Raw genomic sequence first — 22029 nt, 5'->3', positions numbered from 1 at the left:
CATAAAGTTCCTCCAATTTAATAATAAATAAATGGCGTAATGTGTGACGCAATTCATTATGCTGCCGCTGTCGATAAGCCCTTCACTGGTTTTTACCCTCCTTAACGATTATGCGAATGGCGAAGCGGAGCTTCTCTTTCGACCCCTCTTTTCTTGTTGATCCCTACTCTGGATTAATAAACAAACGATGACCGGCGTTCTCCGTTTCGTGCCGTCATCAGGATAATTTGATGTCTATTTCCCCGTTAGCCCGGGTTGCCAGTAATAGTATTGTGGAACCGGGTGTGGTGCTTGGTGCGCATGTAAGTATTGGCCCGTTTTGTGTTATTTCCGCAGGTGTAGTGATAGGCGAAGGAACTGTTGTTGGCGCTTACTCGGTGATTAATGGCCTGACAACAATCGGCTGTAATAATACTTTCGGCGAGTTTTCATCCATAGGTGATGCGAATCAGGATCTTAAATATGCCGGTGAACCCACGACGGTCGTTATTGGTGACCGGAATCAGATTGGCAAAAATGCCACTATTCATCGTGGAACGGTTCAGGGGCTTAGCACCACTATCATCGGTAATGACAATCGCTTTTTGAGTTGTGTCCATGTTGGTCATGATTGTGTGGTCGGTAATGGCACATTAATAGGTGATAACAGTGGGCTTGCCGGGCACGTTGAGCTAGATGATGATGCGCAGATAGGCTTTATGTGTGCTATCCATCAATTTTGCATATTGGCGAGTGGGGTTAAGATCCTCGACCAATCAGCAGTGGTTCAGGATGTGCCGCCGTTTGTGACGGCGGGTGGTAACCGCGCTGTGCCGCTGGGTATCAACGCAAGTTCGAAAGCGTTTCAGGCGTTAGAGCTAGAACAGCAGGATTTGATTCATACATTGTATGAGCGGTTTTACAACCAGGCGCTGGCGATAGAAGAAGTGAAGAGGTCTTTGAAAATACTGGAAAGTGATTTCCCGGTGATTGGCCTTTATGATCGGTTTTTTGCGCGGTCGGCGCGGGGAATTGTTCGCTAATGTGATTTGAAAAAGCCCGTCGCATCAGGCGACGAGCTTTTTGCTATTACATACGTTCTACGGTTTCGATACCCAAGGTATCCAGACCCAGCTTCAGCGTTTTCGCGGTTAACAGAGCCAGTTTTAGGCGGCTGTTACGCGCTTCTTCGGAGTCAGCAGCCAGAATAGGGCAATGCTCGTAGAAGCCAGAGAACAGGCCTGCCACGTCATATAAATAAGTACACATCACGTGCGGTGTACCATCACGCGCAACCACATTCAGCGTTTCTTCAAATTGCAGCAGGCGTGCAGCCAACTGTGCTTCGCGATCTTCACGAATCACTACTGGCGCTTTGAGCAGTTCAGCTTCATCAATCTCAGCTTTGCGGAACACAGACAGCACGCGAGTGTATGCATATTGCATATACGGTGCAGTGTTGCCCTCGAAGGCCAACATGTTGTCCCAATCAAAGATGTAATCGGTGGTGCGGCTTTTCGACAGGTCTGCGTATTTCACTGCGCCAATACCGACGGATTTCGCTAACGCTTCCAGTTCATCCGCAGGCATGTTCGGGTTTTTCTCTGCCACCAGATTACGCGCACGTTCCATGGCTTCGTCGAGCAGATCGGTCAGTTTTACCGTGCCGCCAGAACGGGTTTTGAACGGCTTGCCGTCTTTGCCCAGCATCATGCCGAACATCTGGTGCTCCAGGGTGACAGATTCTGGAACGTAACCTGCTTTACGCACGATGGTCCATGCTTGCATCAGGTGTTGATGCTGGCGGGAGTCGATAAAGTAAAGCACGCGGTCTGCATGCAGGGTTTCATAGCGATATTTCGCACAAGCAATATCGGTGGTGGTGTAGAGATAGCCGCCATCTTTTTTCTGGATGATAACGCCCATTGGGTCGCCGTCTTTGTTCTTGAACTCATCCAGGTAGACTACGGTTGCGCCTTCGCTCTCGACCGCAAGACCTTTCGCCTTGAGATCTGCCACGATGCCCGGCAGCATTGGGTTATAAAGACTTTCACCCATTACGTCGTCACGGGTCAGCGTCACGTTAAGGCGATCGTAGGTTTGCTGGTTCTGCGTCATGGTGATATCGACCAGCTTACGCCACATTTCACGGCAGTATTCGTCGCCGCCTTGCAGCTTCACAACGTACGCACGAGCACGTTCCGCAAATTCTGCGTCTTCATCGTAGTGTTTCTTGGCTGCGCGATAGAACTCTTCCAGGTCGGCCAGCGCCATTTCACCCGCGTTTTCTTGTTGCTGCTTTTCAAGATACGCGATCAGCATCCCGAACTGTGTGCCCCAGTCACCCACGTGGTTGGCACGGATAACTTTATGGCCAAGGAATTCCAGCGTACGCACCGCAGCATCACCAATGATAGTGGAGCGGATATGACCCACGTGCATCTCTTTCGCCACGTTTGGTGCGGAATAATCGACCACGATGGTTTGTGGTGCAACGGTATTCACGCCTACACGGTCAGAAGCAACAGCTTCATCGACATTTTTTGCCAGGAATGCTGGGTCGAGGAAAATGTTGATAAAGCCTGGGCCGGCGATTTCAACTTTGCTGGCAATTCCGGTCAAATCCAGATTGGCAATCACCAACTCTGCGACTTGTCGTGGTGGCTTGCCCAGTGATTTTGCAACTGACATCACGCCATTGGCCTGATAGTCGCCGAACTGAACTTTTGCTGATTGACGAACCTGTGGTTCGCAATCCGCAGGCGCACCTGCGGCAATCAGTGCCTGACTGACTTTATCTGAGAGAAGAGCCTGAATATTCACCGGGATACCTTACTTTTTGCTAAGGGCTGCCGTGACTTTTACAGCAGCCGTATCATTGGGGATAAAATTAGGGCGTAAGTATAACTGTATTTATCCCCCTTAGTCAGCAAAAGCCTTGCCCGGTGCGCCCTGGACTAATATCAACGGTATAGTGAATAACCATTCAGAAATATAGCCTCGTTTCCGGTGTTGGTGATATCTGCCTAAATTGGTAGATTAGCCCGCATTCGTGACTTGAGAGGATAGGGTGATGGCCAACTGGCAGACAATTGCAGAACTGAATGATATTTCAGCGGATCTCCCGCGATTTACACAAGCGTTAACAGAACTTGCCGCGCGGCTTGATCTTGAAATCGCACCACTCGACGCCGATCACATTTCTCTGCGTTGCCATCAGAATACGACGGCGGAACGCTGGCGTGCAGGCCTGGAAAGGTGCGGCACACTGTTGTCGGAAAATATCATTAATGACCGCCCAATTTGCCTGTTCAAATTAGACGAACCCGTTTGCGTGGCACACTGGAAATTTAGTGTGGTTGAACTGCCGTGGCCGGGTGAAAAACGCTATCCGCATGAAGGTTGGGAGCATGTAGAAATTGTGCTGCCGGGAGAGCCTGACACGCTGAATGCACGAGCGCTGGATTTAATGTCTGACGCGGGTTTACGCCAGACCGGAATTTCAGTGAAAACCAGTTCGCCAAAAGGTGAGCGCGAGCGCTTGCCGAACCCAACGCTTGCAGTGACAGACGGCAAAGTCACCATCAAATTCCATCCATGGTCTATTGAAGAGATCGTTGCCAGCGAACTAGCAGACTGATCTCACGGCTGCTTCCATGCGTTTAATGGCTTCATTAAGCGTTGCTGAGGTGCAGCCAAAGTTAATTCTCACGAATTTCGCTTCGCCAAAATCAGCCCCAGGAGAAAAACCTAATCCGGCTTTCTGGAAGAAGAGCGTCGGGTTTTCTACTGGCAGAGCGCTTGCATCCACCCATCCGAGGTAAGTGGCGGGTGGCGACGCCATCGTAAGGCCGGGCATATTATTCACGGCACTCACCAACGTGTTGCGATTTCGACGCAAATACGGCAGTAACTCCTGCAACCACGGCTCGCCATCGCGCCATGCAGCGGTGGCGGCTGTCAGCGCCAGCACATCCACACTCGGTACAATCCCATCGCGAACTGTATTAAATTGCTTACGCAATTGCGGGTCAGGGATTATCGCAAGTGATGCGCCAAGCCCGGCAATATTGAAAGTTTTGGACGGTGAAAGCAGCGTGATAGAACGCTGTTCTGCGTCGTGGCCCAGTGTGGCGAAAGGGATGTGTTTCGCACCTGGATCAAGGAGTAAATCACAATGAATTTCATCAGAACAGACGATCATGTCGTGGCGTTGGGCGAATGCCAGGTGCTGTTGTAATTCCTCACGCGTATAGATGGTGCCGCCTGGGTTTTGTGGGTTGCACAACATCAGCAATTTTTCTTTGCCGGTTAGCTGAGATTCCAGCGCCTGCAAATCCATAACCCAGCGGCCATTTTCAAGGAGCAGTGGTGCGTTGAGTTGTGAGCGATTGGCAAATGCAGATGATTTTCGGAATGGAGGGTAAATAGGTGTTGGCGCAATGGTAGTTTCATCGGCGGCCGTAAAGGCACGAACACTCAAATTCAGGCCCGCGACAATGCCCGGTAAAAAGACGATCCACTCTGGTTTAATCTGCCACTGGTAGCGGCTGGACATTCTTTCAACGACAATATCCACTAATTCTTGCGGCCGGTTACCGTAACCAAAAACTCCGTGTTCTACGCGTTTATGAAGGGCTTCGAGAATACAAGGTGGTGAGCGAAAATCCATATCTGCCACCCACATAGGTAATACTTCATCACCATATTTATTCCACTTCGAACTGTCGCTGTGACGGCGGTCGATGCCTTCATCAAAATTGAATGCCATGATTGTACTCGTTATATTTCAAGTTGCAGGGGAGTTGGCTGCACTCAATTACCCGAATCACTTACTTGAGTAAGCTCATCGGGATAATCTCCTTTGCCGCCTACCTGCAACTCGAAATATTTAGAGTACCGCTACCTTTTTGTGATCGTGTTTTCACATTATCATTTTGTGTCATTGACACAACCGCCAGGCTAAAGATTTTAAGGAGTAATCAATGCCTTTGCTTGAGATATGTTGTTATGGAATTGACTGTGCAGTCACTGCGCAACTTGCCGGAGCGGACAGGCTTGAATTATGTTCAGCCCCCAAAGAGGGTGGTTTGACCCCTTCTGCTGGGGTGCTGCGTAAAGTGAAAGAACGAGTTTCGATACCTGTGCATCCAATTATTCGCCCACGCGGTGGTGATTTTTGTTACACCGATGCCGAGTTTGACACCATGCTTGAAGATATCGCTTTCGTACGCGAGCTCGGTTATCCGGGGCTGGTGATCGGTATGTTAGATGGGGAAGGACATGTTGATGTATCTCGCATGAAGCGAGTCATGGAGCAGGCTAAAGGTATGGCAGTGACTTTCCACCGAGCGTTTGATATGTGCCATAACCCCCACCAGGCGTTGGAACAGCTCACCGATTTAGGCGTGGCGCGCATCCTGACTTCAGGCCAACAGCAGAATGCAGAATTAGGACTTTCATTACTTAGGGAACTAAAACAGCATTCCCGTGCTCCAATCATTATGGCCGGTGCTGGCGTGCGATTGAGCAACTTGAAAAAGTTTGTCGATCAAGGCATTGACGAAATGCACAGTTCAGCCGGGCAGACCGTGCCATCACCGATGCGTTACCGTAAAGCGGGTGTGTCGATGAGCGCTGATGCGGAAGCCGATGAGTTTAATCGTTACTGCGTTGATGGTGATGTAGTGGCAGCAATGAAAGCCGTGTTGGTTGCAGGGAAGACTGCAGCCTGACACTTAAAGATTTTAACCGCGCATCATGTCGCCCATGTGATGTTGCTCGTACCAGGCCCCGGCGTTTTGCTGGGGCTTTTTTTATCTATATCAATAATTTACGATTTTATCGAGTGCTGTATAGGCGCTTAGTTTTCATTCTGAAATAAATACGGTTTCCGATTTAATCAACGCGCCTTGTTAGCCTCAACCCTTCCCAAAAGCCTGTTAATTCCTCTGCTAGACTTTAGTGTAATAAATAGTCATTCATTGCTGAGGAGTAACGGAAATGGCGCTATCCAACCAAGAGTCATCTGGAAAGATTACGGCCAGGGATCACTTACGTTTCCATCGTGCTCACCAGCATTTAATGCCAACGTTTGGGGAAAGTTGGTTTGCATTAAAAGCCGAAGCCTTTGCCAGGTTTTTTGGTACGCCTTTCTTCCTGGGCGCTCAAACTATCATCGTTTTAGTTTGGATAGTTCTCAACGTGACGGGTGTGAGCCACTTTGATCTCTATCCCTTTATTTTGCTGAATCTGGCATTCAGTCTGCAGGCCGCTTATGCGGCACCACTCATTTTGCTGGCCCAAACACGCCAGGCGGAGAGGGATAAAGCGCACGGGGAAGCCGATGCATTGCACCGTGAAGACTTAGCTCAGGCTAATGAAAAACGATTAAAATTTGCGGCCGAACAAGCCGAACAGATGATTAAATTGATTGAGATGAATACTGAGCTGACTAACGTGACTAAGCAGCTAACAGAACGTATCGAAATCATCACAGATCAACTGCATAAGCAATTAATTAAATAGAAATACGGTTAACCCTTTCCTGTGGCTGTGAGCCGTTTGCGGGCTTTTAGTTTCCCTTGGCCCAGGATCAGTTCTGCAAAAATTCACCATAATTTCTTCATATTTACATGGCACAATGCCAATTCTATCCTGCCTACCTCATGTGGTAAAATTGTTAACCACATATTTCGAAATTGCTGCATTGTACAAAGCGTTACATACGGATACCAATCACTCAATGAATAGAGTAGTTCATTTCTTTATTATTAAAATCCATTTAAAAATATTGATTGAATAATATTTTCTATTTTTATTTAGTGTCGACAAAGTTGTGTTTATTATGAAAATAAATAAAGCTATTTTATTGCATGTTTCCATGGCGATCCTTGCTGCTTTGGTCTTAACCCTGCCGCCATTTATTAATAGCTTACAACCTGCGCTAAAATTTCAACCACTCATTAAAACAATGGAAGGTACGCGCAAAATTCAGTCTGAGAAAATGGCGACCATTTCGCATGCTTTAAATGGTAATGCGATATTTTTCCTCGGGGCATCTGAAGTTTCAACCTCTGAAGATGAGCATTTTGCGGTCTATAATTTCTTCAATACAAAACTGCATCAACCGACCGTTGCCTACGGTGACAGCTTTGTCGATAACATGACGCAGCTTGCTTTGTTGACGCGCTTTAAACAAGAACTGTCGCCAAAAACGAAACTGGTGTTGTTATTGTCACCTGATAGTTTCTTTTTTGATGGCATTCCACCGACAATTTTCGCTGATCATTTCCCTGACTCGGTATTTAAACCATTGATGTCGGATGCAACAATGCATCCCATCTTGACCCATTATTTAACCCATATCGACCCGCAAGATGTTGACCATTTGACGTTTAGCCAGATGCGCATTTTTGGCTGGCATTACAAAATTGTCTGGCGTGAAATTAAATATCAATTCTCATCATTCTGTGAATTGATCAGGAATTATTTCCTGTCATTTTCCCATTTTGGTCAATCGAATATGCAGCCGTGGCCTGCCCCCCGCGATAACTGGTCGAATATTGACTGGAACGCTGAATTGCAGTTGGCCCAGAAACTGAATCGTTCTCGTCATGAAAGTGCGGCCACGTTATGGATGGATAAAGACATATTTGCAGATGATAAAACGGTAGAGGAGTGGTATACCGCGCCTCCATCGCATCCAGAACAACAGGCGTTTACAGCTATGATAAAGCTGCTGCATGAGCGCCAGGTCAATGTAGTCGTGATTATCGATCCGCTCAACTCGTGGGCTTTAAAGAATACCGAAAAATTCCAGCCGACCGACCGCTTCATCCAACAGACACTGAAAAAGTATGATATTCCATATTTTGATATGTACGACCAAATATATCAACCGGGATGGAATTGGGACCGTCTTCATCCAACCGAATTAGCATGGGTCGCAATGGACCGTTATATTGCAGAGGCATTTAACAAATGAAAAAAGCGATTCGACTCTTTTTCCTCTATTTCTTTTTGATGATCACCATTATTGCCTGGTCATCAATTGATAACAGTATGAATTTGAAGCTGCATTTTGAATATCAGCAGTTTTAAGGAATAAGAGAATGTACACAAGCGCACCTTTCTTTGCTGTGTTATTTGCGAGCTCACTCATTTTTACAGTAGCTAATCGCTTGTTGGGTAATCGCCTGACTTATGCATCGCTATTTTCTGCTTTTGCGCTGTTTGCCGTATGGGGATATGTCTTCAAAAGCCAGATCACTATTCCCATTTTAATGTTTGGCTATTTGTATACCATCGCCACATTAAAAGACAAAACATGGCTTAAAACCTGGCAATCAGTCATCTTGAGTTTGCTACCACTGATACTGGTAAAACTGCATTTAAATAACCACTGGGGCATGCTCGGGTTGTCATTTATGACCTTCAGAGCGATAGATGTTTTACTCTATCGCAACAAGAAAGACTCTCGTGATTTCTTCCAGTATTTTAGCTATCTCTTTTTACCTTTCATTATTTTGGCGGGGCCGATGTACCGCTGGCGTAGTTGGGTACAGGATATTTCTAAACCCAATTTTCGCCTCACGACTGCGGTGTTTTTGCAGTCAATGGAGCAAATATTCTATGGCATCGTGCAGAAGTTTCTGTTTGCTATGCTGATTGATAATTTCATTATCAGCCACTGGAGTCATCGTCCAGTTACTATGACGGTTTGGGTGGTGATGTCGATGGCCTATAGCTTTTATCTTTATTTCGATTTTGCCGGCTACAGCAATATGGCGATTGGCGCAGGACGTTTGTTCGGGCTCAATCTCCCCGCCAACTTTAACCTGCCGTTACTGGCAAAGAATCCGCAGGATTTCTGGCGCAGGTTTCATATTAGCCTGTCAGAGTGGCTTCGTGATGTGGTCTTTATGCCGATTTATATGAATCTGATGAAGATCGATTTTTTCAGAAATCATAAGGTCACGGCACAAAATATCGGTATTTTCTGCACTCTGTTTTGTATGGGGGCCTGGAATGGGCTGGAGCTTAATTATGTTGTCAGTGGTGCATTGTTCGGCAGTATTTCCGTTATCCACAATATGATTCTTTGGCTTGCAAAGCATAGCCCACGAATGACCAGCTGGTTACAAAAACCACTGATTGTCCTGACGGGGCGGTTTTTAACCTTAGCAAGTGCGGCAGTCTCTCTTTATATTTTTAGTGGAATGTCTCCAGTATGATTAATAATTCTGATTTACAACAACTCAATGATTATCTGCAGGCGGTTTTACTTGAACCACAAAACAGTCACCAATTAGCGATCACTGGCAGTGATAATAGCTTGACCTGGCAGGAGCTTAGTTCAGCTGTAGTTGACTGGAAGATGCGTTTCGCCGGGCTAAATTTAACGCCAAATATACCCATTGTCCTTTATGGTCACCAGCAAGCGGAATTTGCCTGCGCTATTTATAGCTGCCTGCTCAATAACATTCCCTATATCCCGGTGGATAATATCTATCCGGCAGAGCGCCTGAAAGAGATCTGTGAATTAGCCAGTGCGCCTTACTATTATGATGTAAGGCTGCGTTGTTTTGTGGCGACCGGAGTCCAGGCGCAAGAACAGGAACAGCAGGATTTGGCCTACATTATGTTTACCTCAGGCAGTACGGGTAAACCAAAAGGGGTGCAGATTGGCCGTGAAAGTGTATGGAATTTCATGCAGTGGGTGCGCAATGATTTTTCCCTGCCTGAAACCCCGGTGCTGATGAACCATGCGGTATTTAGCTTCGATCTGTCTTTAATTCCACTGTTGGGAAATCTTGCGACTGGCGGGCATATCGTTCTTAACGCAAAAGAGGACATTGCAGCTGAAAACTGGCTGGCGACGTTAAAGCAGAAAAAGGTTTCTGCCTGGGTTTCGACCCCTTCTTTTGCCTATCAAAAACTGCTGCTTCCAGAATTTTGTGCTGAATATTTAACTGACCTGAAAGTCTTTATTTTTATCGGTGAAGTTCTCAGTAAAGCACTGGTAAAGCATCTGCGTCGTCTTTTTCCTGAAGCCAAAATACTCAATTCTTATGGCCCAACGGAAGCGACCATTGCCACGACGGTTGTTGAAATCAGCGATGAAATGCTTAAAAGCGAATGTGATCTTCTGCCAATAGGCCAGATGATGCCCCATTCTGAAATGGAAATAACTGCAGATAATGAATTAATTATTTGGGGTAAGAACGTCATGCGTGGCTATCTCGGGTTGGCGGAAGAAAATAGCGAGAAACTGTTATGGAATGAAAGCAAACAGTGGCGTGGCTATAAAACGGGCGATCTGGGTCGTATTAATAAAGAGCATTTATATTGCCAGGGGCGCAACGATAGCCAGATTAAAATGAACGGTTATCGCATTGAAATCCATGAAATCGAAAACCGGCTGTTAGCACTTTCAGGAATTAGCGAAGCGGTTGTGTTACCGCTGACTAAAAAAGATGGGGCTGTTCTACGCCTTGCGGCTTTTTGTTCTTCATCGCTTTCTGAGAAAGAGATCAAAGCTAATCTCACCAAAACATTACCGTCTTATATGGTGCCATCTCAGATTGTCGTCATGGACATGTTACCTCTCAACCCTAACGGGAAGATTGACCGCAAACTACTCGATGCACAGGCGCGTACCTGTTAATCATTAAAGGATAAGAAAATGGAGCAGAAAATTTTAGCCCTCTTTGAAAACGTGTTGTCACGTAAAGTTGCGTTTAACGATGAGTTGGTTGAGTCCGGTATTCTCGACTCAATCACAGCGGTTGATGTTGTGCTGGAGGTGCAGGCCGAATTTGGTTGTGCCATTCCACCAACAGATGTGGCGACAGTGTTGAAAACACCAGCAACGTTGGCCGCCTGGCTTGAAGAAAACGCCTGAAGACGAGATTCACTACTTTATGGCCCCGGCGTTTTGCTGGGGCTTTTTTTATTTAAATGATTTAAACGTGTTAGGCTCCCTCTAAACAATGGAGGACGGTATGAGTATCACAGATAAAGAGCTTTACGATGAAATGTGTCGTGTTGTTGGAAAGGTGGTGCTTGAGATGCGCGATCTTGGCCAGGAACCTAAACATGTTGTTATTGCGGGTGTTGTCAGAGCCATGTCTGCTAATAGCAAGATTCAGCGTTCTGAATTGACGGGTAGTGCGATGCAAGAAGTTATTCGGGCGCTTGGATTTGAGGCGAAATAAGTAAGGCCACATTCTGTGGCCTTAAGATAATTATGGCTTACGAGCTACAAGAACGGCGCGCAGAGGGGCTGGATAACCTTCGATGGTTTTGTTCGCATCGTTCGGATCAAGGAAGTCGGCCAGTGATTCGGTGGTCAACCAGCTAGTACGACGTTGTTCTTCGCTTGTGGTGTAGCAATGGTCGACAATTTTCACATCAACAAAACCACATTTCTCCAGCCAGTTTTTCAACGCCAAAGCTGATGGGATGTAATAGACGTTGCGCATCTGCGCATAACGCTCGCCTGGCACCAACACCGTATTCTCATCACCTTCCACAACCAGCGTTTCGAGCACCAGTTCGCCATCTTTAGCTAGCTGATTTTTTAGCTGATAAAGATGGTCGAGTGGGGAGCGGCGGTGATAAAGCACGCCCATAGAGAACACGGTATCAAAGATATTGAGTTCAGGAAGCTGTTCGATACCAAGCGGCAGCACATGGGCACGTTGGTCATTACCCAACAGTTTACGCACCGCTTCAAACTGGCAAACAAACAACTGCATCGGGTCGATACCCACCGCGAGGTGTGCACCCGCACCAATCATCCGCCACAGGTGGTAACCGCTACCGCAGCCGACATCCAGAATGGTGCGCCCGGTGAGTGGGGAAATGTGCGGTAAAACACGATCCCATTTCAGGTCGGAGCGCCATTCGGTGTCGATGTCTACGCCATACAGTGAATACGGCCCTTTGCGCCATGGCATCAGGTTACGCAGTAGTTTTTCAATCCCCAGTCGCTGTCCATCGCTGAGTGGCGTTTCAGACTCAGCGGTGACGCTGTGCAATAAATCCAGACGATACGGCACAAGTTCTGGCAGGTATTCAACGGTGTTATACCAGTGCTTGAACTGGCCGTGTAGGTTCTCACGCTGCCAGGTGGCAATTTGTGCAGGCAGGGTTTCTAACCACGGAGCCAGCGGGCTTTTAGCGATAAGCTGATAAAAATTACCAAAGTCGATCATGCAGAAGTTCCTGATTTCAGAGCAACCAAAGAGCCAAAGTTAAAGCACTGGAACCATAATTCTGCGTGGTCAAATCCGGCTTGTTTGAGGCGTTTTTTATGTGTTTCGACAGAGTCGGTGAGCATGACGTTTTCCAACATGCTGCGTTTTTGGCTGATTTCCAGCTCGCTATAGCCGTTCGCACGTTTAAAATCGTGGTGCATATTGAACAGTAATTCGCCGACTTCACCATCTTCAAAACTGAATTTTTCCGACAGCACTAACGCGCCACCTGGGTTCAGACCCTTGTGGATTTTTTCCAGCAGCAGTTTGCGGTCATCGGGTTCAAGAAATTGCAGCGTGAAGTTCAGCACCACCATCGACGCATTTTCGATAACGATATCGCGGATATCGCCTTCGATAACGTCAACTGGGGTTTTCGCTTTAAACGCGTCGAGGTGGCGGCGGCAGCGCTCGACCATAGCAGGGGAGTTATCTACCGCGATAATTTTGCAGTTGTCATGCTGGATGTTACGACGCACGGATAACGTTGCCGCGCCAAGCGAACAACCAAGGTCATAGACCTGGCTACCTGGTGCCACAAAGCGCTCCGCCAGCATACCAATCATAGAAATAATGTTGGAGTAGCCAGGCACCGATCGTTGAATCATATCGGGGAACACTTCAGCTACGCGTTCATCAAAGGTCCAGTCACCTAATTTGGCGATCGGGGCGGAAAACAGCGTATCGCGGTCAGACATAACGTTAAATCCGGAAATTCGAAAGGGGCATATTTTGCGTTAATGCAGCGAGAAAACCAACTCCCATGGCATATACCATAGATTAGCCAGCACCATCAGGATTAAAGAGCTCCATGTTGCACTCATACCAGAGCGACGCCAGCGGATTAAGCGATGGTGAAAACCATATGCATGCATCAGGCGACCAGCAATGAGCAGCAACCCGCAAACATGCACCATCCAGGTTTCGGCGCCGTTCATTTCCATCAGTAATAAAAGCAGCAACGCGACTGGAATATATTCCACCGCATTACCGTGAATTCTAATTGCACTCTGGAGTTCGCTAAAACCACCGTCACCATATGAGACGCGGTACTGCAAACGCATACGAACAACATCAAACGAGAACTTAATTAGCAACAAAGCACCCAACACGGCGTAGAGCGCGCTTACCATACCCACATCCTTTAGAGATAGTTCCAGCACCGCATATGATAGCAGTGCAACCTGTTAACTGTCGCTATTACTAAAATAGTGAGTTTTGCTTTGGAATCGCCGGTTCATTGCCCAATGCCGGAAAAGCCTGTTGCAAACCCGGCCATAGCGTATGAACCAGGTCTTGCACCAGGCCGATATCCGGGGTGTGTAAAAACAGGTAGGGAGTGGTGGTTTGTTCCCACTTGGGCAAGGTTTTCATCCAGGCGCTAAAGAACGCCAGATTCTGCTCCATATCGTCGCTGCCGATAAATCGCACCAGTGGATTTTTGGCCGTCACGAGTGCGTGAACCGGAACCACCGGCTTTTTGCGTTGCGCTTCACGAATGGCTTCGTTGTGTGGTTTGGCGCTGTGAACCGGGCGACTATCAAGAATCACGCGATTGATGCCGCGCTCGTGCAGTCCACGATTAAGCGCTTGCTCATCGGGACTTTTATCGAAGAAAGAAGGGTGGCGAACTTCAACGCCATAAGTAAATTCTTTGGGCAACGAATCGAGGAAATTCCACAGCGCCGGTAAGTCAGTTGGCCCAAATGCAGCGGGAAGCTGTAGCCAGTATTGCCCGATGCGGTTAGCCAGGGGCGACATACGGTCGAGAAATTCCGCCGTCAAATCTCCACACTGGCGTAAGGCCGCATGGTGGGAAATCGTCGCTGGGAATTTAAAGCAGAAGCGGAAATCGTCATCGGTCATATCGCGCCAGCGCGACACAATCTCCGCTTTAGGTAGTGCATAAAGCGTGGTGTTGCCTTCCACACAATTAAAATGGCGAGCGTAATCTTCAAGAGAAGTTATGCCAAGGCGCACCCAATGAGGATGCGACCATTGCGGAAGGCCAATGTAGATCACAGCGCTGCAAGGACCTCGTCAGTGCTACGAACACGTCCTATACGCGGGAAGATATTCGTCATGCTGCCCTGGTGTTGTTCGCTGCTGGCCGCACTACAGGCATCTTCGGCAACGACCAGGTTAAAGCCCAGTTCCCAGGCGTTACGGGCGGTTGATTCCACACCGATATTGGTAGAAATACCGCACAGTACAATGGTATCAATACCACGGCGGCGCAATTGAAGTTCTAAATCCGTGCCGTAGAATGCGCCCCACTGGCGTTTAGTGACCTCAATATCACTCTCTTTTTTACCCAGTGCTTGCGGATAAACCCACCAGTTTTCAGGCAGCGCATGTGCACCCGCTTGTGCATCTACGGGCTGCTTGAGTGCTTCAGCAAAATCTTTTGACCATCCAACGCGCACCATAATAACGGGGGCACCATTGGCACGGAATTTTTCAGCAAGCTTTGCTGAACGAGCCACCACATCCTGTGCACTGTGCGGGCCGCCTGCAAACGGCAGGATCCCTTCCTGCAAATCAATGATTACCAGCGCGGTTCGTGAAGTATTCAGTTCTAACATTGGGTGACTCCGGGGAAAAATAAGGTGATCGGCTAATACCTTACGATGAAACCAGGGGCCGATAGTTTACAAATTTTGTTAATTTTTGTGAGTTTTACCAGAACAAGGCGCTTTCAAACACGCCAGTCAGTCGTATCGGGCTTATCGCGGGGCATTATTTCCAGTATAATAACCCCCTTTTTTATCAATAGATGACAGACAAAAATAGTGGCCACCGTTGCAGGTATTGGACAGTGAGCGGCTAATTTAAGGGATATCTCATGCGTACAGTATATTGCGGGCAGCTAAATCAATCCCATGTGGGACAACAAGTAACACTGTGTGGTTGGGTCAATCGTCGTCGTGACCTCGGTAGCCTTATCTTTATTGATATGCGCGATCGCGAAGGCATCGTGCAGGTGTTTTTCGACCCTGATCGTCAGGACGCGTTCCAGTTGGCATCTGAACTGCGTAATGAGTTCTGCATCCAAATCACCGGTACTGTTCGTCCGCGTGATGAGAAAAACATCAACAAAGATATGGCTACCGGTGCTGTGGAAGTTTTCGCAACCGACCTGACCATCATCAACCGTTCTGAAGCGCTGCCGCTGGATTCAAACCACGTCAACACCGAAGAAGCGCGTCTGAAATTCCGTTACCTGGACCTGCGCCGCCCGGAAATGGCAAACCGCCTGAAAACGCGTGCGAAAATCACCAGCTTCGTGCGCCGCTTTATGGATGATCACGGTTTCCTGGATATTGAAACCCCAATGCTGACCAAAGCCACACCGGAAGGTGCGCGTGACTACCTGGTGCCGAGCCGTGTGCATAAAGGTAAATTCTACGCGTTGCCACAGTCCCCACAGCTGTTCAAACAGCTGCTGATGATGTCTGGCTTTGACCGTTACTATCAGATTGTTAAGTGTTTCCGTGACGAAGACTTGCGTGCTGATCGTCAGCCAGAATTTACCCAGATCGACGTTGAAACCTCCTTCATGTCTGCACCACAAGTGCGTGAAGTGATGGAAAAACTGGTTCGCGACCTGTGGCTTGATGTGAAAAGCGTTGACCTGGGCGATTTCCCGATCATGACTTTTGCTGAAGCGGAGCGTCGTTACGGTTCTGACAAACCAGACCTGCGTAACCCAATGGAACTGGTGGACGTTGCTGACCTGCTCAAAGACGTTGAGTTTAAAGTGTTCGCGGGCCCGGCAAATGATGCTAAAGGCCGCGTTGCTGCACTGCGAGTGCCAGGTGGCGCACAGTTAAGCCGTAAACAGATTGACGACTACGGCAAGTTCATTGAGATTTACGGCGCGAAAGGGCTGGCTTATATCAAAGTGAACGAGCGTGCTAAAGGCATTGAAGGCATCACCAGCCCGGTAGCTAAATTCCTGAATGCAGAAATCGTTGAAACGATTCTGACCCGTACTGGCGCACAAGACGGCGACATGATCTTCTTCGGCGCAGACAACAAGAAAGTGGTTGCTGATGCGCTTGGCGCACTGCGTCTGAAAATCGGTAAAGATCTGAGCATCACCGATGAAAAAGCCTGGGCACCGCTGTGGGTTATCGACTTCCCAATGTTTGAAGACAACGGTGAAGGCGGCCTGACCGCAATGCACCACCCGTTCACCGCACCGAAAGATATGTCACCAGAAGAACTGGCGGCCGATCCGGAAGCAGCGGTTGCGAACGCATACGATATGGTTATCAACGGTTATGAAGTGGGCGGCGGTTCCGTGCGTATCCACAACGGTCAGATGCAGCAGACTGTGTTCGGCATTCTGGGTATCGCTGAAGAAGACCAGCGCGAGAAATTCGGCTTCCTGCTAGACGCCCTGAAATACGGTACACCACCGCATGCAGGCCTGGCATTTGGTCTGGATCGCCTGACTATGCTGTTGACCGGTACCGACAACATCCGTGATGTTATCGCGTTCCCTAAAACAACCGCAGCAGCGTGCCTGATGACTGAAGCACCAAGCTTTGCAAACCCAGCGTCTCTGACTGAGCTGGGCATAGAAGTGATTAAAAAAGTCAAAAATGACATTTCCCTCGAGAACGAGTGATATGGCCTTTAAGCGTCCCGTCTCGGTACTGATTGTGATTTTCGCTCAAGACACCGGACGGGTGCTCATGTTACAGCGGCGCGATGATCCTGATTTCTGGCAGTCGGTTACCGGCAGCATAGAAGAGGGTGAAACCGCGCTGTATGCTGCGCAGCGTGAAGTAAAGGAAGAGGTCGATATTGATGTTGTCTCAGAGCAACTGGCCTTGATTGACTGCCAACGCTGTGTGGAATTCGAGATTTTTACACATTTACGTCATCGCTATGCGCCGGGCATTACGCGCAATACGGAATATTGGTTCTGTCTTGCGCTGCCAAACGAACAGCCGATTACCATTTCGGAACATCTGGCATGGGAATGGACAGACGCACAAGCTGCGGCTGCTATGACCAAGTCGTGGAGCAACCGGCAAGCGATTGAAGAGTTTGTAATTAATGCTGCCGCAAGGTAGCCATTTTGGAGATATTTTTATGGCAGGTCATAGTAAGTGGGCCAACACAAAGCACCGCAAAGCTGCGCAAGATTCCAAACGCGGTAAAATTTTCACCAAAATTATCCGTGAGCTGGTAACCGCAGCCCGTTTGGGCGGTGGTGATCCGGGTTCTAACCCGCGTCTGCGTGCAGCCATTGATAAAGCGTTATCCAACAACATGACGCGTGACACCTTAAACCGTGCAATCGCACGTGGTGTGGGTGGTGATGAAGACGCCAACATGGAAACCATCATTTATGAAGGTTACGGTCCTGGTGGTTCAGCAGTCATGGTTGAATGCCTGAGTGATAACCGTAACCGTACCGTGGCTGAAGTACGTCACGCGTTCAACAAATGCGGTGGTAACCTGGGAACTGATGGCTCTGTTGCTTATCTGTTCACCAAAAAAGGCGTTATCTCTTATGCTCCTGGCAAAGACGAAGACACCTTGATGGAAGCCGCTCTTGAAGCTGGCGCTGAAGATGTTGTTGCATATGACGATGGCGCAATTGACGTGTTCACTGCCTGGGAAGAGATGGGTGCAGTACGTGATGCACTGGAAGCCGCTGGTCTGAAAGCAGACGAAGCCGAAGTTTCCATGATCCCATCTACCAAAGCAGATATGGACGCGGAAACTGCACCGAAACTGATGCGCCTTATCGACATGCTCGAAGACTGTGATGACGTGCAAGAGGTTTATCACAACGGTGAGATCTCTGACGAGGTTGCGGCAACCCTGTAATGGTGTTGTCTGAAACCGTACACCTGTTTACAGGAGACGCGTGATGGCGATTATTCTCGGCATCGACCCGGGGTCGCGCGTTACCGGTTATGGCGTCATTCGCCAAACTGGTCGGCAGCTTACCTATTTAGGTAGCGGCTGTATTCGTACTCAGGTTACCGACTTACCCTCGCGTTTGAAGCTTATCTACGCGGGGGTGAGCGAAATCATTACCCAGTTCCAGCCAGAATATTTTGCTATCGAGTCCGTGTTTATGGCAAAGAATGCCGACTCCGCTCTGAAACTCGGTCAGGCGCGCGGTGCGGCTATTGTTGCGGCTGTAAACCATGATTTGCCGGTGTTTGAGTATGCGGCTCGTCAGGTTAAACAGACGGTTGTTGGCATCGGTAGTGCCGAGAAAAGCCAGGTTCAACACATGGTACGCACTTTGTTGAAACTCTCTGCGAATCCACAAGCGGATGCTGCAGATGCTTTGGCTATCGCGATTACGCATTGCCATGTGACGCAGAACTCGATGCAGATGAGCGATACGCGGCTTAATCTGGCGCGGGGACGATTAAAATAAATAGGGCTGGATATTTATCCAGCCTTTTTTATATGATAGGCAAAATTTTTTACGCAACAGTAGGGGAAGCAGTGTGATTGGACGACTCAGAGGCATCATCCTGGAAAAACAGCCACCGCTGGTATTGATGGAAGTGGGCGGCGTTGGATATGAAGTACACATGCCAATGACTTGCTTCTATGAATTACCGGAAATCGGCAAAGAAGCGGTGGTGTTTACCCAGTTTGTGGTGCGTGAAGACGCGCAACTGCTCTACGGTTTTAATAATAAACAAGAACGCACGCTGTTCCGCGAGCTGATCAAAGTGAATGGTGTTGGCCCGAAACTTGCGCTGGCTATCCTCTCTGGTATGTCGGCACAGCAGTTCGTTAATGCTGTTGAACGCGAAGAAATTGGCTCATTAGTTAAGTTGCCAGGTGTTGGTAAAAAGACTGCTGAGCGTTTGATTGTCGAAATGAAAGACCGCTTTAAAGGAATGCATGGCGACCTGTTTACTCCGGCGTCAGATTTGGTGCTGACCGCTCCAGAAAGTGGCGCAACAGATGACGCCGAATCAGAAGCTGTTGCGGCGCTAGTATCGCTGGGCTATAAACCACAAGAAGCCAGCCGCATGATTAGCAAAGTCGGCAAAGCCGGTGCCGATTGTGAAACCCTGATCCGCGAAGCATTACGCGCAGCACTTTAAAGCCCCTGAGGTAGATGAAGGATGATTGAAGCAGACCGTCTGGTTTCGCCAGATACTATCACCCCTGATGAGTTAATCGACCGCGCGATTCGCCCGCGTTTTCTGGCGGATTATGTCGGCCAGCCGCAGGTTACATCGCAAATGGAAATTTTCATCCAGGCGGCGAAACTGCGTGGGGATGCGCTCGATCATCTGTTAATTTTTGGCCCACCAGGGTTGGGTAAAACCACACTGGCGAATATCGTTGCCAACGAAATGGGCGTGAACCTGCGAACCACTTCTGGTCCTGTGCTGGAAAAAGCAGGGGATTTGGCGGCGATGCTGACCAACCTTGAACCGCATGACGTGTTGTTCATTGATGAAATCCACCGCCTTTCACCGGTTGTCGAAGAAGTGCTTTACCCGGCAATGGAAGATTACCAACTCGATATCATGATTGGTGAAGGCCCGGCCGCACGCTCAATCAAAATTGATTTGCCACCCTTTACTCTGATTGGCGCAACTACCCGTGCCGGTTCTCTGACATCTCCACTGCGTGACCGTTTCGGTATTGTGCAGCGCCTTGAGTTTTATCAGGTCGCTGATTTGCAGCACATTGTTGGCCGCAGCGCGAGCGTGCTGGGACTGGAAATGAGCGAGGAGGGCGCGTTAGAAGTGGCGCGTCGTGCGCGTGGGACACCACGTATCGCCAACCGTCTGTTGCGTCGTGTGCGTGACTTTTCGGAAGTCAGACATGATGGCACCATTAATGGTGACATAGCGTCGCAAGCACTGGATATGCTCAACGTTGATACCGAAGGGTTTGACTATATGGACCGCAAGTTATTGCTGGCGGTGATAGACAAATTCCTTGGCGGCCCGGTCGGGTTGGACAACCTCGCGGCTGCAATTGGTGAGGAGAGGGAAACGATTGAAGATGTGCTGGAACCCTTCCTGATTCAGCAGGGCTTCCTGCAACGTACTCCACGTGGGCGTATCGCAACGCCAAGAGCCTGGACTCACTTTGGGATTGTGCCGCCAGACGCATAGCAGTGAGTAAAACGGCGGATGGTGTTCGTGCTAATCCGCCTTGAGGATTTATAGGTTGGATAAGCGCAAGCGCCATCCAACACTATCTTAAGCAGGCTGCTTCTTTGCCATACTCAGAATAAACAACACCGCTGAACTGAGTACCACAGAAGGCCCGGCAGGTGTGTCATAGAATGCGGAGAACGTCAGCCCGCCCGTCACTGAAAGCATGCCGATAATCACAGCAAAACCTGCCATTTGTTCAGGCGTACGCGCAAAGCGACGCGCTGCTGCCGCAGGAATGATCAGCAGTGAGGTGATAATCAGTGCACCAACAAATTTCATCGCCACACCAATGGTCAGTGCGGTCACCAGCATAAGTAGCATCTTCACGCGTTGTAGGTTTACGCCGTCAACATGAGCAAGATCAGGGCTGATGGTCATCGACAACAGATTTCGCCATTGCCAAAGCAGCACGCCAACGACCACGGCAACACCCAGAGCAATAGAGATAATATCGGGCATCGTGACTGAAAGCAGATCGCCAAACAGATACGCCATTAAATCGACACGAACGTTAGACATCAAACTGACTACGACCAGACCCAGTGACAAAGCGCTGTGAGCCATTATTCCAAGTAAGGTATCTAACGCCAGATGTGGACGTTTTTCGAGCCACACCAGACCTAATGCCAGCATCAAGGTGACCGCAATCACGGCATAAAATGGGTTTACATTGAGCAGCAGGCCGAAAGCGACGCCTAATAAAGAAGCGTGGGCGAGGGTATCACCAAAGTAGGACATCCGACGCCAGACAACGAATGAGCCGAGCGGGCCAGCAGCGCATGCCAGCAAAATCCCGGCAAGCCAGCCGGGCAACAACAATTCAATCATGACTGGCCATTCCCTCTGCGCAGAACGATACGTCCGGTAAGATCGTGACGATGATTATGGTGGTGGCGATAAATCCCTAACTGTTCAGCACCACGCGCACCAAACATCGAAATAAATTCCGGATGCATAGACACCACTTCTGGCGTGCCAGAACAGCAAATATGGTGATTCAGGCACAACACATCATCGGTTTTTGCCATCACCAAATGCAGGTCGTGTGAAACCATCATCACTGCGCAATTCAGCTCCTGACGCAGTTGATCAATCAGGTTATATAGAGCCAGTTGCCCGTTAACATCAACGCCCTGAGTCGGTTCGTCGAGCACCAATAACTGCGGCTGATTTAACAATGCACGAGCCAGCAGAACACGTTGGTTCTCGCCGCCAGAGAGTTTTTGCATCGGTGCTTCAATCAGATGGGCTGCCTGAACGCGTTTTAATGCGGGCAGGATATCGCTTTTTTTCACACCCGGACGCAGGCGCATAAACCGGCTAACGGTTAATGGCAGGGTGGCATCGAGGTGTAATTTTTGCGGCACATAACCAATTCGCAGGTCGCGGTCTCGCTTGATCACACCTTCATCAGGTGCTACCAGGCCCAGTACCACGCGGACAAGCGTTGATTTTCCTGCACCGTTTGGCCCAAGCAGCGTCAGAATGCGACCCGGTTTGAGATCGAGTGAAATATCAGACAGCACACGGCGTTGTCCGAAAGAAACAGAGATATTTTCCAGTGATACCAGATTTGTCATGACAATTTCAGGGGTTGCAGAAGTTAGCGGATG

At 48.8% G+C, this 22029-nt stretch carries 24 protein-coding genes; 15 read left to right on the top strand and 9 right to left on the bottom strand.

Annotated elements, in window-relative coordinates:
- Positions 1 to 230: 230 nt before the first annotated feature.
- Complete coding sequence (lpxA, locus tag M977_RS02450) at positions 231 to 1022, top strand: acyl-ACP--UDP-N-acetylglucosamine O-acyltransferase (protein ID WP_064511962.1); 792 nt, start codon at positions 231 to 233, stop codon at positions 1020 to 1022.
- 46 nt (positions 1023 to 1068) lie between these two features.
- Here the strand turns inward: lpxA and argS are convergent, their stop codons facing one another.
- Positions 1069 to 2802, bottom strand: coding sequence for an arginine--tRNA ligase (gene argS, locus M977_RS02445; protein WP_064511961.1), 1734 nt, complete (start codon positions 2800 to 2802; stop codon positions 1069 to 1071).
- Between the two features lie 250 nt (positions 2803 to 3052).
- On the opposite strand from argS, the gene M977_RS02440 reads away from it, so the two are divergent.
- On the top strand, positions 3053 to 3619 hold the full coding sequence (locus M977_RS02440) for a VOC family protein (protein ID WP_064511960.1): 567 nt from the start codon (positions 3053 to 3055) through the stop codon (positions 3617 to 3619).
- Here the strand turns inward: M977_RS02440 and M977_RS02435 are convergent.
- Positions 3608 to 4750, bottom strand: a complete 1143-nt coding sequence (locus M977_RS02435) for a MalY/PatB family protein (protein WP_064511959.1) — start codon at positions 4748 to 4750, stop codon at positions 3608 to 3610. The two genes, M977_RS02440 and M977_RS02435, sit on opposite strands and share 12 nt — an antisense overlap.
- A gap of 214 nt (positions 4751 to 4964) precedes the next feature.
- Between M977_RS02435 and cutC the strand changes: the two genes are divergently transcribed.
- From cutC to fumD, 7 genes are all read left to right on the top strand, one after another.
- Entirely contained in the window at positions 4965 to 5714 is a 750-nt protein-coding gene (gene cutC, locus M977_RS02430) for a copper homeostasis protein CutC (RefSeq protein ID WP_064511958.1), read from the top strand.
- A 268-nt stretch (positions 5715 to 5982) separates the two neighbouring features.
- Complete coding sequence (locus M977_RS02425) at positions 5983 to 6507, top strand: DUF1003 domain-containing protein (RefSeq protein WP_064511957.1); 525 nt, start codon at positions 5983 to 5985, stop codon at positions 6505 to 6507.
- Between the two features lie 319 nt (positions 6508 to 6826).
- A complete protein-coding gene (locus M977_RS02420; RefSeq protein WP_064511956.1) occupies positions 6827 to 7966 on the top strand; it encodes a D-alanyl-lipoteichoic acid biosynthesis protein DltD in 1140 nt (379 codons plus the stop codon).
- A 127-nt stretch (positions 7967 to 8093) separates the two neighbouring features.
- Positions 8094 to 9215, top strand: a complete 1122-nt coding sequence (locus tag M977_RS02415; RefSeq protein ID WP_064511955.1) for an MBOAT family O-acyltransferase — start codon at positions 8094 to 8096, stop codon at positions 9213 to 9215.
- Positions 9212 to 10648: an AMP-binding protein gene (locus M977_RS02410; RefSeq protein WP_064511954.1), complete on the top strand. Its 1437-nt coding sequence runs from the start codon at positions 9212 to 9214 to the stop codon at positions 10646 to 10648. The genes M977_RS02415 and M977_RS02410 overlap by 4 nt, the downstream gene beginning before the upstream one ends.
- Positions 10649 to 10666: 18 nt before the next feature.
- A complete protein-coding gene (locus M977_RS02405; protein WP_064511953.1) occupies positions 10667 to 10885 on the top strand; it encodes an acyl carrier protein in 219 nt (72 codons plus the stop codon).
- A gap of 100 nt (positions 10886 to 10985) precedes the next feature.
- A complete protein-coding gene (gene fumD / locus M977_RS02400; RefSeq protein WP_151994632.1) occupies positions 10986 to 11198 on the top strand; it encodes a fumarate hydratase FumD in 213 nt (70 codons plus the stop codon).
- A 30-nt stretch (positions 11199 to 11228) separates the two neighbouring features.
- Here the strand turns inward: fumD and cmoB are convergent, their stop codons facing one another.
- From cmoB to M977_RS02375, 5 genes are all read right to left on the bottom strand, one after another.
- Positions 11229 to 12200 carry a tRNA 5-methoxyuridine(34)/uridine 5-oxyacetic acid(34) synthase CmoB gene (gene cmoB, locus M977_RS02395; protein ID WP_064511951.1) on the bottom strand — a complete coding sequence of 324 codons (972 nt, stop codon included), beginning with the start codon at positions 12198 to 12200 and terminating at the stop codon, positions 11229 to 11231.
- A complete protein-coding gene (cmoA, locus tag M977_RS02390; protein WP_064511950.1) occupies positions 12197 to 12940 on the bottom strand; it encodes a carboxy-S-adenosyl-L-methionine synthase CmoA in 744 nt (247 codons plus the stop codon). The genes cmoB and cmoA overlap by 4 nt, the downstream gene beginning before the upstream one ends.
- Positions 12941 to 12979: 39 nt before the next feature.
- On the bottom strand, positions 12980 to 13375 hold the full coding sequence (locus tag M977_RS02385) for an MAPEG family protein (protein ID WP_064511949.1): 396 nt from the start codon (positions 13373 to 13375) through the stop codon (positions 12980 to 12982).
- Between the two features lie 70 nt (positions 13376 to 13445).
- A complete protein-coding gene (locus M977_RS02380) occupies positions 13446 to 14264 on the bottom strand; it encodes a DUF72 domain-containing protein (RefSeq protein WP_064511948.1) in 819 nt (272 codons plus the stop codon).
- Entirely contained in the window at positions 14261 to 14827 is a 567-nt protein-coding gene (locus M977_RS02375; RefSeq protein ID WP_064511947.1) for a hydrolase, read from the bottom strand. Before M977_RS02375 ends, M977_RS02380 begins: the two co-directional genes overlap by 4 nt.
- 260 nt (positions 14828 to 15087) lie before the next feature.
- Here M977_RS02375 and aspS point away from each other — a divergent pair, with 260 nt between their 5' ends.
- The 6 genes from aspS (at position 15088) to ruvB (ending at position 20371) form a co-directional block, all read left to right on the top strand.
- On the top strand, positions 15088 to 16878 hold the full coding sequence (gene aspS / locus M977_RS02370) for an aspartate--tRNA ligase (protein ID WP_064511946.1): 1791 nt from the start codon (positions 15088 to 15090) through the stop codon (positions 16876 to 16878).
- Positions 16853 to 17329, top strand: a complete 477-nt coding sequence (gene nudB, locus M977_RS02365) for a dihydroneopterin triphosphate diphosphatase (protein WP_413498835.1) — start codon at positions 16853 to 16855, stop codon at positions 17327 to 17329. Before aspS ends, nudB begins: the two co-directional genes overlap by 26 nt.
- Before the next feature lie 19 nt (positions 17330 to 17348).
- A complete protein-coding gene (locus M977_RS02360) occupies positions 17349 to 18092 on the top strand; it encodes a YebC/PmpR family DNA-binding transcriptional regulator (RefSeq protein ID WP_064512136.1) in 744 nt (247 codons plus the stop codon).
- Positions 18093 to 18135: 43 nt separating this feature from the next.
- Entirely contained in the window at positions 18136 to 18657 is a 522-nt protein-coding gene (ruvC, locus tag M977_RS02355) for a crossover junction endodeoxyribonuclease RuvC (protein WP_034455116.1), read from the top strand.
- A 73-nt stretch (positions 18658 to 18730) separates the two neighbouring features.
- Complete coding sequence (ruvA, locus tag M977_RS02350; RefSeq protein WP_064511944.1) at positions 18731 to 19342, top strand: Holliday junction branch migration protein RuvA; 612 nt, start codon at positions 18731 to 18733, stop codon at positions 19340 to 19342.
- A 21-nt stretch (positions 19343 to 19363) separates the two neighbouring features.
- Positions 19364 to 20371, top strand: coding sequence for a Holliday junction branch migration DNA helicase RuvB (ruvB, locus tag M977_RS02345; RefSeq protein ID WP_064511943.1), 1008 nt, complete (start codon positions 19364 to 19366; stop codon positions 20369 to 20371).
- Positions 20372 to 20458: 87 nt separating this feature from the next.
- Here ruvB and znuB read toward each other — a convergent pair whose 3' ends face one another.
- A complete protein-coding gene (gene znuB / locus M977_RS02340; protein ID WP_064511942.1) occupies positions 20459 to 21244 on the bottom strand; it encodes a zinc ABC transporter permease subunit ZnuB in 786 nt (261 codons plus the stop codon).
- The gene (gene znuC / locus M977_RS02335) at positions 21241 to 21996 is read right to left on the bottom strand and encodes a zinc ABC transporter ATP-binding protein ZnuC (RefSeq protein WP_064511941.1); all 756 of its coding nucleotides are present in this window, start codon (positions 21994 to 21996) and stop codon (positions 21241 to 21243) included. The genes znuB and znuC overlap by 4 nt, the downstream gene beginning before the upstream one ends.
- Positions 21997 to 22029: the final 33 nt, after the last annotated feature.

Source organism: Buttiauxella gaviniae ATCC 51604, assembly GCF_001654835.1.
GTDB lineage: Bacteria > Pseudomonadota > Gammaproteobacteria > Enterobacterales > Enterobacteriaceae > Buttiauxella > Buttiauxella gaviniae.
The sequence above is the reverse complement of the archived record's forward strand: the minus strand, read 5'-3'. Positions and strand labels throughout refer to the sequence as shown.

What these genes read in the sequence shown, in the direction of transcription:
- lpxA (WP_064511962.1), top strand. Translation starts at nt 231, where the DNA reads ATGTCTATTTCCCCGTTAGCCCGGGTTGCCAGTAATAGTATTGTGGAA.
- M977_RS02440 (WP_064511960.1), top strand. Translation starts at nt 3,053, where the DNA reads ATGGCCAACTGGCAGACAATTGCAGAACTGAATGATATTTCAGCGGAT.
- M977_RS02435 (WP_064511959.1), bottom strand. Translation starts at nt 4,750, where the DNA reads ATGGCATTCAATTTTGATGAAGGCATCGACCGCCGTCACAGCGACAGT.
- cutC (WP_064511958.1), top strand. Translation starts at nt 4,965, where the DNA reads ATGCCTTTGCTTGAGATATGTTGTTATGGAATTGACTGTGCAGTCACT.
- M977_RS02425 (WP_064511957.1), top strand. Translation starts at nt 5,983, where the DNA reads ATGGCGCTATCCAACCAAGAGTCATCTGGAAAGATTACGGCCAGGGAT.
- M977_RS02420 (WP_064511956.1), top strand. Translation starts at nt 6,827, where the DNA reads ATGAAAATAAATAAAGCTATTTTATTGCATGTTTCCATGGCGATCCTT.
- M977_RS02415 (WP_064511955.1), top strand. Translation starts at nt 8,094, where the DNA reads ATGTACACAAGCGCACCTTTCTTTGCTGTGTTATTTGCGAGCTCACTC.
- M977_RS02410 (WP_064511954.1), top strand. Translation starts at nt 9,212, where the DNA reads ATGATTAATAATTCTGATTTACAACAACTCAATGATTATCTGCAGGCG.
- M977_RS02405 (WP_064511953.1), top strand. Translation starts at nt 10,667, where the DNA reads ATGGAGCAGAAAATTTTAGCCCTCTTTGAAAACGTGTTGTCACGTAAA.
- fumD (WP_151994632.1), top strand. Translation starts at nt 10,986, where the DNA reads ATGAGTATCACAGATAAAGAGCTTTACGATGAAATGTGTCGTGTTGTT.
- cmoB (WP_064511951.1), bottom strand. Translation starts at nt 12,200, where the DNA reads ATGATCGACTTTGGTAATTTTTATCAGCTTATCGCTAAAAGCCCGCTG.
- cmoA (WP_064511950.1), bottom strand. Translation starts at nt 12,940, where the DNA reads ATGTCTGACCGCGATACGCTGTTTTCCGCCCCGATCGCCAAATTAGGT.
- M977_RS02385 (WP_064511949.1), bottom strand. Translation starts at nt 13,375, where the DNA reads ATGGTAAGCGCGCTCTACGCCGTGTTGGGTGCTTTGTTGCTAATTAAG.
- M977_RS02375 (WP_064511947.1), bottom strand. Translation starts at nt 14,827, where the DNA reads ATGTTAGAACTGAATACTTCACGAACCGCGCTGGTAATCATTGATTTG.
- aspS (WP_064511946.1), top strand. Translation starts at nt 15,088, where the DNA reads ATGCGTACAGTATATTGCGGGCAGCTAAATCAATCCCATGTGGGACAA.
- nudB (WP_413498835.1), top strand. Translation starts at nt 16,853, where the DNA reads ATGACATTTCCCTCGAGAACGAGTGATATGGCCTTTAAGCGTCCCGTC.
- M977_RS02360 (WP_064512136.1), top strand. Translation starts at nt 17,349, where the DNA reads ATGGCAGGTCATAGTAAGTGGGCCAACACAAAGCACCGCAAAGCTGCG.
- ruvC (WP_034455116.1), top strand. Translation starts at nt 18,136, where the DNA reads ATGGCGATTATTCTCGGCATCGACCCGGGGTCGCGCGTTACCGGTTAT.
- ruvB (WP_064511943.1), top strand. Translation starts at nt 19,364, where the DNA reads ATGATTGAAGCAGACCGTCTGGTTTCGCCAGATACTATCACCCCTGAT.
- znuB (WP_064511942.1), bottom strand. Translation starts at nt 21,244, where the DNA reads ATGATTGAATTGTTGTTGCCCGGCTGGCTTGCCGGGATTTTGCTGGCA.
- znuC (WP_064511941.1), bottom strand. Translation starts at nt 21,996, where the DNA reads ATGACAAATCTGGTATCACTGGAAAATATCTCTGTTTCTTTCGGACAA.